This is a genomic window from Anaplasma marginale str. Florida (assembly GCF_000215485.1).
Lineage (GTDB): Bacteria > Pseudomonadota > Alphaproteobacteria > Rickettsiales > Anaplasmataceae > Anaplasma > Anaplasma marginale.
The window spans coordinates 1-11,828 of sequence record NZ_AFMS01000021.1 but is presented as its reverse complement, the minus strand read 5'-3'; the positions used below and the strand labels follow the sequence as shown (position 1 = coordinate 11,828).

The window sequence follows — 11,828 nt, the reverse complement described above, 5'->3', positions numbered from 1 at the left end:
GGATACACCCGCCGTCTTAACGTGGTTTATGGACTCCACGGTTTGAGGCATAACTCCATCATCCGCGGCCACCACCAAAACCACTATGTCAGTGACGTTGGTACCCCGGGCACGCATATCGGAGAAGGCCTCGTGTCCGGGTGTATCGAGGAAGGTTATCTTTTTACCATCAACATCTATCTGATAAGCGCCTATGTGCTGCGTGATGCCCCTGAACTCCTTTTCTGCAACGTTAGACTTCCGTAAAACATCAAGGAGTGAGGTTTTTCCATGGTCCACATGACCCATCACGGTCACAACTGGCGGCCTCGGCTCCATTGTAAGGCCACTGTCGCTAATATCAGACAGTTCCCTCTCCATTTGGATTTTACTAACAACCTTGGGCCGGTGACTGAACCTTTCCGCAACTTCGCTCGCCACATCAGACCCGATAGCGGTGCTCTGTCTGGCCTCTATACCCATGTGTGAGAGCACTCGCAACACATCCCCCACCTTCTCTGCCATAGCGGCAGCCAGCGCCTTCACCTCTATTTCATCAGGAATCACAACATCTCTGGATATTCTTCGATCGCTCTTGGAACCGCCCCTACGCCTGGAAGACGCCGTGAGGACATATCTCTCCTCCGTGCCACTCAGGGCATTTTCTATATCCAGTTTGATGTGTTTGCTGGATGCACGGGAAGCCGCAGCCTTTTTGACGCCGCCTCCACCCTCTTTTTCCTTGATCTTCCCGCCAGCGCCTTGGTAAGAATACCTCTTACCCTTGTCGTCGTGCCCCCCTCTTCCAGGGCGCGTACCCGCGGCACCGGGGGCGATGTCACCTAGCACGGGAGTAGCCACGTCCGCAACTGCATCCGCGGCAGCGGCAGGTTCTTTCACGCTGTCAGGCTCGTCTACCACGCTTTCCCCTTCAGGGGGCGCCACCTCTACTTCTTCCTCATCCCGAAGTTTCTTAGCAGCCTCTTTCTGAGCGCTTATACTGTCTGCCGTGTGTATCGCATTAATTCTGGAAAGCTGCTCTCTTGCGGTCAAACTGCATGTAGCAGACCGGGAAATTTGCCCTTGCCTGTTGTCATCAGAAGTATAGGGTGACGTGCCATAGCCCACACCTTCAGCAGGAGATGCGCCGCTTGCTTTTCTTTTTCTGCTGCGCACCTCAACAGTCATGAAGGTTCTACCGCCAGCGGAGGTAGGTGTTTTGGCAAGCGTAGAGGCTCTGGTACCAAGTTTGAGCGTAGGACGCCCACTGCCACCAGAGGAGCCGCAATCTCCTCCAAACTTCTCAACATCACTCATCAACAAGTACCCGAAAAATCTCTAAATCCACCCCATTCGCTTGCGAGACTCCAAAATGATGGAATCCACCTGCTCTTTACTCAATCTTGCCTTGGGAACCATATCATAAAACTCATCGGTACACATCGAGGCGATGTCCTCCACGCTTCTTATGCCACCCTCACACAGCTTGACAACATCTTCTATCTCCAGATACGGAAGCTCCAGAACCTCCTCACTCACGGACATATTTTTCAGCGTCTCAAGCGCTTCTTCGCGTCTACGGGTCAGATACTCAGCAGCACGCTTTTTGAGCTCCACCGCAATCTCTTCGTTAAACCCGTCTATCGCGGTAATCTCGGCAACATCAACCTTGTCCAAATCTTCTATCGTGGAAAAACCTTCGCTCACCAGCAGCTGCCCTATAATCTCCTCGACATCCAACCCATCAACGAAGACCTTAGCCCCAGAACTAAGCTCCTTGGCCTTCCGTGTAGATTCCGTCTCATCCCCAATGACGTCAATCTCCCATCCCACAAGTTCAGAGGCCAGTCTGATGTTTTGGCCATACCGACCTATTGCCAGGCTGACCTGATTTTCCGGAACAACCAGCTCTATCTTCTCCACATCTTCGTCTATGATGACCTTCACAACCTCAGCAGGGGCTATCGCGCTCACCACAAACTTCGCGAGGTCTGATGAATACAACACAACGTCTATCTTCTCCCCGTGCAGCTCAGAGACTATATTTTGTATTCTCACACCCCGCGCACCAATGCACGCACCCACAGGATCCACGTTTTTGTCTGAGGAGAAAACGGCCACCTTCGACCTAGAACCAGGGTCCCTAGCCAGCGCCTTTATGGACACTATCCCATCGTATACTTCAGGTATCTCCTGCTTGAACAGGAGCTCCATGAACCTTTTGCTGACCCTAGAAAGAAAGATCTGGGGACCAGACAGCTCTTCTTGCCGCACCTCTTCTACGTGGGCCTTCACCCTATCATTTGGGCGGAAGACCTCCCCCCTTATGGTGTTGTAGACAGGCAGGTACCCCTCACTACCGTTGAGATCAACCACCACGTTGTTGTACTCGACCCGCTTGACGACCCCGTAGACAAGATCTCCAACCCGGTCCTTGAACTCCTCATACTGGCGCTTGCGCTCCTGGATCATTATCAGCTGCGCAACTTTCTGCCTCGCAACTTTGGCAGAGTTATAGTCAACATCCACAGGAGGCAACGGCTCGAACAAGATATCGCCAACCTTTACATCCTTGCCATCAGCAACCGCATCAGAAACCTTGACCAGCTTGTATTTGCTTACCTCACCAGGCGGAATACCGTACTGTTCGCTGTCAAAGCTCATATCATCATTGACCACCAGAGCCTGCCTGGAGATAGAGACCACACCCGTTTTTCTGTCTATTGAGGCCTTGATCTTACAGTCACCATACTTGCTGCGGCTCACAAGCTCCAAAGCCTGCTCTATTGCATCTACCACCATTTCCAGATTCAGACCCTTCTGCTCCGCAACATCCCGAGCAACTCTGATCAGCTCTAGATTATCAAAATTATACAGATTCACCATAAAACCCCTTGCACGAGCCCGAAACGCCTATTACACCTTGATGGTAGAAGCGGCGCTTTTACGCAACACGCCACGGCGATTCTACTTATGAGGCCAATTTGAGTCAAGACATTTCTCCACCCTGAAAAACAGAAACAAGACATGGTATCTCAGCCATAGAACCGCATAAGGACCATCCCGCTTGCTGCCTGCGAAATATACAGGAACATTAACCACCTGGCTGCCCTAGCGAGTAGCGCCCTGCACGCTTGCCGCCGGCACAATTGCAACGCCGCCGTGCAACGATTTGGAGACGCGCCTCCAGCTGGCATCGCGCTCATCTCCGCTATCACCGAAGAGGCACTCCCGGCCCCTTACTTCCGGACACTGCGTGTTGTGCCAGAAAGTTCTGCTACGTCCCAACATGCACTTGCCGTCCAGCATCTAACCTGCGCAAGCCGTCCAACAGCCACTAGAACGTTCGCACCACCAACAGCGAGCAGTTCCTGTACCGGCACCACCGCAAATCCTCCTAGCTCGCTTCAACTTTTGCAACTTCTCCTTTCTTTTCACCCAATATCAGAATTGCTGGAGTGAACAACAGCGTGATAACCGTGGCAAGCAGTAGCCCTACGGAAGTCGTGGTAGACAATTCAAACCACATTTGGCTGGATGGGGAATCATACAGGACTCGCCTACCTAGAAAATCTATACTTACCCTCAAAGCCATGGGCAGCAGGCCCAAAACCCCGGTGATAACAGTCAAAAATATCGGCCTCAACCTGGAGAGCGCAGATTTCAATATGGCCTCTTTTCTGTCTTGCAACGTCTCAAGATTTTCTCGGTAAGCATCCACAAGCAATATGTTGTTATTCACCACTATACCAGAAAGCACGATGATACCAACCCCGCCCATGACAACCCCAAATGCCTTATAGGTAACCAAAAACCCCAAAAATACGCACGTGGCGGATAAAAACACCGCGGTCATCACCACTGCGACGTAGTAGAAGCTGTTCAGCTCGCCTACCAATACTAACACCATCAGAAGCAAAACTAGACAGAATGCGGTTATCAAAAACTCCCTGGATTCTTCCTGGCTTTCGATGTCCCCAAGAAAACTAGCCGTAACATCGGAGCCAACTTGCTCATCTAAAATACCCTTTAGGTACTCCACCCGTTCACTCATAAGACGCCCCGGCAGCAAGTTGGAATATATGGTAAGTGACCTTAATCCGTCCACTCGTTTTATTACATCCACTCCACTCCTTACTTTTTCTTCAACAAAATAGGAGACGGGAACGGCCCCGTGCACGGTATTTATAGACAGGCGGTCTAACCCTTTAAGTGATCTGTCTCCCTCACGAAACCTGGCCAGAATATCTACGCCATCTTTGGCGCCTTCTGGGTAATATTTACCCACAATGGTACCACTGGTGAGCAACTTGACGAACTGCCCCACCAATACTACATCCGCACCAAATGAAATTGCTTTCTTCCTGTTGATATCAACACTCCACTCCGCTCCCGTAAGCAAGTTGTCGCGAGTGACCCCAGTAAAACCTTGAGACTCTCCCATCGCAGATACTAGAATATTGGCAGCGGCTTCCAGATCCTCAACACTTTCACCCCTTAGGTTCACCTCCAGCGGCTTACCCTTGTTTGGCTTTATGCTATCGCTCTTGACGTCAAACGTTACCCCGGTAATATCCTGCAATCGCTCCATAATTTCCTTCAGCAGCACGGTGGATTTTTTGCGTAGGTACCAGTCCTGAAATTCGATGTTAATTGCACCAATCACCCTGCTGTTCCATGGATCATCCAAGCCGTGCCCGACCAGCGCATAGAGAAGCCTAATCCCACCCACGCCCGCAATTTTTTCCTCGGCGCATCTAATTATTTCATCTTTTTCTTGCAACGAAAGGTTGCTGTCGCTTTTCACTTCTATGACGGCACGGTCAGGCTCAATCTCAGGAAAGAATTCCATCCCGGGACCTACCGTGAAATACGCTATCGTAGCTAGCATCAAAGCCCCGGCGGTGGTGCACACGAACTTTTTTGGGTGATCAAGCACAACACGCAGCACCCTAGCGTACAAGCGCGTCGCACTGCCTAGCTTGCTGATATCCAAATCCTCTATCGCATTGATCCTAGATACGTCTTCCTCGGATGTTGCCGAAGGCTTACCAAACATTGAGCCTAACACTGGAGTGAATACTATGGCCATAATCCAAGATCCCACCAACGTGGAGATTGAAACCACTGGTATGTGCTTCATAAACTCACCAATAATTCCAGGCCAAAACAGCAGGGGGATAAAAACAACCAGCCTAGTCATAGTAGACGAGGCTATAGGCCAAAACATCTTGCAGGAGGCCAACTTGTACGCCGACGTTCTATCCAGCCCGTATACCATCTTCCGATCTGCATACTCGCTCACTACTATCGCATCATCCACCAACATCCCCACGACCATGATTAGGGTGAACAGTATTACGATATTGAGTGTGTAGCCCATGACGTATATGACAACAATCCCCAGCAGGAAGGAAATTGGTATTGAAAGCGCAACCAAAACGGCTGTGCGCACGCCCATAAACGCCATCATTACCAACATCACCAGTAGCACCGAAAATGCCACTGTGTTTTCAAGCTCATGCAGTATGGCTGACACTTCCTGGGACTGATCCTGGATAAAAGGCAGCGACACCCCTTCCGGCAGGAGTTTACTTGCACCCTTCAACAGGGCGGTAACGCGCCCAACAACTTCAGAAATATTGCTCCCGTTCTTCTTGGAGATTTCCAATACAATGCACCGTTGCCCATTAATTCTGGCAAACTCTTTCGCGTCCTCTAAAGTCAGCTTCACCTTTGCAACATTGCCGATGGTGACCACGGCATCACCGCGCGTTTTTAGTACCACATCCAAAATCTGTTTCCGGCTGTCCAATAGGCCATTGACCTTTATTTTATGGCTACCAACCTCCGATTCAAGCACACCATAATCTACAAAAGCGTGGTTTCTTGCTATCGCCTGCACCATATCTGTTAGCTGTATTCCGTGGTGTTCCATAAGTTCTGGAACCAGGTCCAACTCCACAACATCCTTACGCAGACCAACGGCATTTACCTTAAAAACATCACCCAGAGCTTCAATCCTGTACTTTAGCTCACGTGCCACAGAGCACAAAGACCTGGTCGGTAAATCCCCAGCAACAGCCACACTTAGTACGGGCAGCAAACCAAGATTCCGCTCTTCAGCCAAAAGTGAGGTAACATTTCTGGGAAGCTTTGGACGCACCACATCAAGCCGGGCTCTGACGTCTTCCACAGCGGCCTTGATATCCGAACCATGATTAAACTCAAGCACCATGCTGACAACACCGTCCCGCACTACAGAGACAACCTTCTTAACTCCCGTAACCGATCGTATCTCTCTCTCAATGGGCAGAGCCAACAATACCTCGGCGAGCTCTGCTGGCACACCCTCCATAGCGGCGGTAACGTTAATAATCGGAGCTTTAACCCCAGGAATTTTCTCACGTGGCAGCTTATAGTAGAAATACGCCCCGGCAACGGAAATAACAAACAAAACGAACAGGGTAAACCTACTCTTCTCCAAAAAGAACCCTGAAATCTTACTCACAACAACTACACCGTTCCGTCAACATACCACGCACCTGAGGGGCTTGCAGCCGGAGCTCAAGTGCGTCATTCTGCACACTCCCCCTCACAACACACCAAAAAGTGGTGAACATCGTCTATATAACTAGCACAAATTCCAGGAAGATATAACCCCCTATAACGGGCAACCAATGCTGAATGTAAGTTTTCTACTGACAAAACTGCTGAATTCTGCACACAAACTCGTCCTCCTACCTGCGTTCAATGTACCTACAGGCGAGTATAGAGGCTTCGTACAGCAGCAACATAGGAATTGCCAAACCTATCTGGCTTATCACATCCGGGGGCGTCAAAATTGCAGCCAAAGTGAATATAGCCACAATTGCGACCCTGCGTTTTCCCGCCAAAGTTTTGGATGAGATTAGGCCCACTCTGGCCATCATGGTGAGTATTACGGGCAATTGGAATGCCATGCCAAAGGCAAACATCAGTTGCAATACTAAATCTAGATATTCGCTCACAGATGGCATGAAGTCTATGGGTACACCGACTGAGGCATCTCTATTCTCGAAACCCATAAAAAATTTCCATGCCAGCGGGAATATGTAGTAGTACACCATAGCCGCACCGGCGGCGAATAGAACTGGCGCGGCCACTAGATACGGCAGCAAAACCCTTTTTTCCTCCTTGTACAGGCCCGGAGCAAGGAACATATAAAGCTGCCAGGTAAAAATGGGAAATGAAAAAAACAGCGCAGCAGTTGCCCCTACTTTCACATACACAAAAAAGGCTTCGGTGAGGCCTGTGTAGATCAGAGAAAAGTCTTCATTATCGCCTGCAAGCTCCACCAAAGGGACTAGCAGGAACTCATATATCTTATCGGAGAACAGATAGCAGACAATAAACATTCCGATAAAACACACGACGGAGAATACAATTCTTCTCCGGAGTTCGCAAAAATGCCCCGATAGCGACATTTTACCCGTATCCATTGGACGCACCACAATTGCAAGAGTATCGGGGAATTGTTGCATACTTGACGGGATTTACCAAGCAGTCCGCGCGGCAGCACGGCCATATACAGCCCGACCTACCCACCTGTGATAGACCGATCGCTCCCGACCATGTTTCCTAACCGTACTTCCGGTGCACGTAAGACTCAACTATCTCGAGAAACTCCCCGAGCACGTTTTCACCATGGAGCGTGCAGAGCTTTCTACCGTCTTCATACACGGCAGCAACCTCCCTTTCCCCATTTCCAGGAAGGCTAATACCCAAATTCGCGTGCTTGCTCTCACCGGGCCCGTTGACTACACACCCCATAACAGCGACAGTCATATTCACTACNCCGGGGTTACTCACTTTCCAAACCTGCATGCGCCTGTCTATGTAGTGATTAACTCCGCTTACAAGCTTTTGAAAGTAAGGAAAATTTGTGCGCCCACAACCGGGACAGGAAGTTGTTTGGGCAGAAAAAAACCGCAAGCCTAAAGATTGTAGAATTTCCTTACACACTCTAACCTCTTGTGCCCTATCCTCCCTGGAAGTGGATGTGAGCGACACCCTGATGGTATCACCTATGCCCATGAGCAAAAGGTGTGCTATCCCGGCTGTGCTGCTGACTATGCCTTTCAATCCAGTACCTGCTTCGGTCAATCCCAGGTGAAGCGCGTAGTCGGCAGACTCAGACAAGGCAGAATACACTGCCACCAGGTCACGCACTTTGCTGGTCTTACAGGAAAGCACTATTTTGTTGCGTGGAAGACCTATTCGTTCAGCAAGCTCAGCGCTCTGGAGGGCTGACGTCACCAAGGCTTTTCTCATCACCACGTTATCCGGGTACGGACTCGCTAGGGATGCGTTATCATCCATAAGTTTGCCTATCAAGGCCTTATCCAGGCTCCCCCAGTTGACTCCTATACGGACCGGAATATCGTGCTTTATGGCGTATTCTATGACAGATTCAAAATTCCTATCTCTCTTGTCGCCAAAACCTACATTTCCTGGATTGATTCTTATTTTCCCAAGAAACGCCGCATCGTCCGGATACTTATTCAGCAGGTCTGCAACCTCATATTGGCCGCAACCAACAACCATTTTTTCATCGAAGCCATGGCTGACCAAATGCTCAACAATCCTTGGAATGCTTTTTATAGACTCCTCAGAATTTATGGCAACCCTGATGAGTTCAGACCCCTCCTTCGCAAGACAGAGAATCTCTTCCAGATCTGAAGAGAGGCTCCCAGAACCCCCAAGAGCCATAGACTGCACTACTACAGGGCTGCCACCACCTATAATAACCCTGCCCACTCTGACCGCACAGCTGACCCGCGCTACACGTGACGACCCAACAACAGACTCAAACTCCGCTGCATCAGAAGCGGCACGACAACCAACCACTAGGCCCCTCCCACACGGAAGCACCCGCTAGTCCATGTACTGTATGACGTAGTCATCTGCATATTCGTCGTCGTCGAACCGCCAGGAATCCAGAAAGTCACTGCCAACAACTCCTTTCCCCCACCTCCAGCAGCGCCCGCTCCAGACTTACTGCGGACATCACCCCCGGTCTGCTCAGTGGGCCTCTTAGCTTGTTCTTCACCAGTCTTCTCGGTAGGCTGCCCACCGTCAAGCTGCATAATCCTATCTGGCTTAATCTTATTAGACGCTTTGGTAGATGCGCTCTTCTCCACCGGGGTTAAACCATCTCTTGCAGAACCTGCAGACTTTTTGGCAGCACCCCCATCTGATTTTCTTGCGGGAAGAGCCGCTTTTTTGCTTTTGGAAGTTGGCTCCACCAGCGGCGCAGCAAAGGGCTCCTCCTTGTTGCTGGTAGAGGAAGGTGCAACTGGAACCCCATCTACAGGTACGGGCGCGGCCTCAATTGAGCTCCCACCAGATTTTTCAGTACCCCTCCCTTTCGCAATCTTTTTATCGCCACCACGCTTTTTAGTGGAATCAGCCGCGGCAGACAGCTTTTTCTTGGTATCCTCAAGGTGCTTAACGGCGGCTTTTTTGCCAGCCGAGGTGGATTTAGCCGAAGAAGAACCACCCTTCTCCTCCTTGCTTGACACCGTAGGAACGGCGCCTAGACCCTTGGCATCAGGCCCAACCGCGGCAGGGGGATTAACATTGCTCACAGAAACCTTCCCACTTGAGCTAATACCGGCAGCAGGCGAGCCGGACGCGCCCCCGCTTTGAGCTGTCGACTTGGCGCCAAGAAGGCCACTTTTCTTGGACGGGGTGGACATACGCTTCCCGCCCTCAGGCGCGGGTGTACGTGCCTCTGACTTCTCAAGCGCCTCATCCCCGGGTTTTAGATCCACATTCAGAAACCTCGCACCTTCAACCCGGGCGAGATCCACTCCCTCCTTGTTTATCATACCACCGCCGCTGCCTTCCACTCTGTCTAAGGGAACCGCGCCATATTCGCGTAGCTTCTCAACAACATCACGCTTCCGGACACCAGAACGGCCACTAACGGGCCCCTCAGAGGCCCCCTTGCCCCCAGTGCGCAATTCCCGTGCACCAGAGCCAGCATCCGCCAGAACATCTTCCCTACGCTGCTTGTACACCTCATAAGACTGGGCAAAGTCCTCATCCTCATCGAAGAGCTCCCCACCCGGATTGTACGGAGGAACGTAGTTCCTGCCCATCTCAAACACGCACCTCTCACCGCACGAAGTCACAAACAACGCCAAACCCAACAAAGAAATCACTAACCTTGACATGGAACCAACCGATGAAGCTAACACAACATACCACGTACTAGACACACTCACCACGCCAGACGCGCGAGACATCCACTACACACGTACGAACGTACCCACACGCGTTACATACATTATTACTCGCAGCAGCACAACACTTATCATACAAAAGGCACGCGAGCTTGCACTGTCACCGAATAAATTCAGAAACTTTTAGTGTATCGCAAATCTCCCTAGTTCTTGCTCTACATATTAGGTCATACTCACCCGCTTCTGAGATAGAGTTGACCTCACAGCATGCAAGTTTGTCCATCGCACTCATAATAATGTTGGGTATATCCAAAAACGCAATCTCGAAATTTAAGAATGCTTCCACTGCAACCTCGTTCGCAGCATTGAGTGCTATACATGCAGCGCGAGGCTTAGATGAGCGAAGCGCTTCAAAGCCGAAACCAAGCGCAGGAAAACGCTCGAGGTCGGGCTCCATGAACGTTAGCTTACCATAAGATGCCAGATCGAGAGTGCTTCCGCATACGGTTGCACTCTGGGGCCAGTACAACGCGTGTAGCGTGGGTATGCCCATATCTGGTACGGACATGAGGGAAATGGATGTTCCGTTGGGGTATGCAGCCACAGCGTGCACCACAGATTCGGGATGCACTGTTACGTCAATGCTGTCCGGATCCAGCGAAAAAAGGTAGTGTGCTTCTATAACTTCCAACGCCTTGTTAACCATAGTAGCGCTATCAACCGAGATTTTACGGCCCATCTTCCATACAGGGTGCGCAAGAGCGTCGCTGGGCGTTACAGCCTGCATCTGCTCTCTGGTCCATCGCAAAAACGGCCCTCCAGAGGCCGTCAACGTAACCCTAGCAACGCACCCGTCATGAGCTAATATTTGGAACACGGCATTGTGCTCGGAATCTACAGGAACGATATTGACACCCGTCTGCTTGGCCGCATTGATGAGCAGTTCACCCCCGCAGACCACACTCTCTTTGTTCGCCAAAGCAATCGACTTCACGCCTGATTTTATTAAACGGATGACCGGATGCAAAGCGGCTATACCTGTTATAGCCATCACCGCACTGTCCACATCCCGAGACGCAGCATCCATAACGCCGGCTGTACCCGCCCCTACCTCAACACAAGTACCACGAAGCAATTCCCGAAGCGTTTCATACGCAGCATCTTCAGCTACAACAGCCATGTTCGCGCTCAACAGCCTAGCTTGCGATGCCAGTAAGTGTGCATCTTGCTTAGCAACTAGGGCCACAACTTCAAAGTCATCAGGATTGTCGCGCAAAATCTGAACTGCTTTCTGCCCTATGCACCCAGTCGAACCAAATACAGAAACTCTCTTCCGACCCATATGAAGCACTCAACCGTTCGACCTAAGTGCGCCCTCCAAAAACCCACACCAGGCCCTGGAACAGGATATCAAAATACTGGGCCAAAAACAAGGCAATGACGCTCAACAACATACAAACAACGGCAATAACGGTCAGGCCCAAGTGGTGCGGAAGCGCTGGATGCCCAGCACCCATTGCCGGTTGATCAAAGTACACCACCCTAGCGATACGAAAACAGTAAAAGCATGGTACAATCCCGACTGCACACACAAGCAGAACGTACGGGAAAGCCACGACC

The 11,828-nt window shown here is 50.8% G+C and carries 8 protein-coding genes and 1 pseudogene; all 9 read right to left on the bottom strand.

What is annotated here, in order from left to right; translation table 11 throughout:
- Nucleotides 1-1,296 (bottom strand): GTP-binding protein (locus tag GAC_RS00685; protein WP_241759974.1); only part of this gene is annotated, 1,296 nt, incomplete at its 3' end.
- Nucleotides 1,297-1,317: 21 nt separating this feature from the next.
- Nucleotides 1,318-2,865 (bottom strand): transcription termination factor NusA, encoded by a 1,548-nt coding sequence (gene nusA / locus GAC_RS00680; protein WP_010267781.1) that lies wholly within the window; start codon nt 2,863-2,865, stop codon nt 1,318-1,320.
- Nucleotides 2,866-3,090: 225 nt separating this feature from the next.
- A complete protein-coding gene (locus GAC_RS00675) occupies nt 3,091-3,288 on the bottom strand; it encodes a hypothetical protein (protein WP_010267782.1) in 198 nt (65 codons plus the stop codon).
- An 88-nt stretch (nt 3,289-3,376) separates the two neighbouring features.
- Nucleotides 3,377-6,490 carry an efflux RND transporter permease subunit gene (locus tag GAC_RS00670; RefSeq protein ID WP_010267784.1) on the bottom strand — a complete coding sequence of 1,038 codons (3,114 nt, stop codon included), beginning with the start codon at nt 6,488-6,490 and terminating at the stop codon, nt 3,377-3,379.
- A gap of 229 nt (nt 6,491-6,719) precedes the next feature.
- On the bottom strand, nt 6,720-7,460 hold the full coding sequence (gene tatC, locus GAC_RS00665; protein ID WP_010270164.1) for a twin-arginine translocase subunit TatC: 741 nt from the start codon (nt 7,458-7,460) through the stop codon (nt 6,720-6,722).
- A 139-nt stretch (nt 7,461-7,599) separates the two neighbouring features.
- Nucleotides 7,600-8,868, bottom strand: coding sequence for a flavodoxin-dependent (E)-4-hydroxy-3-methylbut-2-enyl-diphosphate synthase (gene ispG / locus GAC_RS00660; protein ID WP_010267785.1), 1,269 nt, complete (start codon nt 8,866-8,868; stop codon nt 7,600-7,602).
- Nucleotides 8,868-10,244, bottom strand: coding sequence for a TRP75-related protein (locus GAC_RS00655; protein ID WP_241760093.1), 1,377 nt, complete (start codon nt 10,242-10,244; stop codon nt 8,868-8,870). The genes ispG and GAC_RS00655 overlap by 1 nt, the downstream gene beginning before the upstream one ends.
- 124 nt (nt 10,245-10,368) lie before the next feature.
- On the bottom strand, nt 10,369-11,550 hold the full coding sequence (dxr, locus tag GAC_RS00650) for a 1-deoxy-D-xylulose-5-phosphate reductoisomerase (RefSeq protein ID WP_010264810.1): 1,182 nt from the start codon (nt 11,548-11,550) through the stop codon (nt 10,369-10,371).
- A gap of 22 nt (nt 11,551-11,572) precedes the next feature.
- Nucleotides 11,573-11,828: pseudogene (locus GAC_RS00645) on the bottom strand (NADH-quinone oxidoreductase subunit N); the annotation flags it as partial.

Excerpts from the sequence above, each read along its gene's own strand:
- nusA (WP_010267781.1), bottom strand. The coding sequence starts at position 2,865 with ATGGTGAATCTGTATAATTTTGATAATCTAGAGCTGATCAGAGTTGCT.
- GAC_RS00675 (WP_010267782.1), bottom strand. The coding sequence starts at position 3,288 with ATGCTGGACGGCAAGTGCATGTTGGGACGTAGCAGAACTTTCTGGCAC.
- tatC (WP_010270164.1), bottom strand. The coding sequence starts at position 7,460 with ATGGATACGGGTAAAATGTCGCTATCGGGGCATTTTTGCGAACTCCGG.
- dxr (WP_010264810.1), bottom strand. The coding sequence starts at position 11,550 with ATGGGTCGGAAGAGAGTTTCTGTATTTGGTTCGACTGGGTGCATAGGG.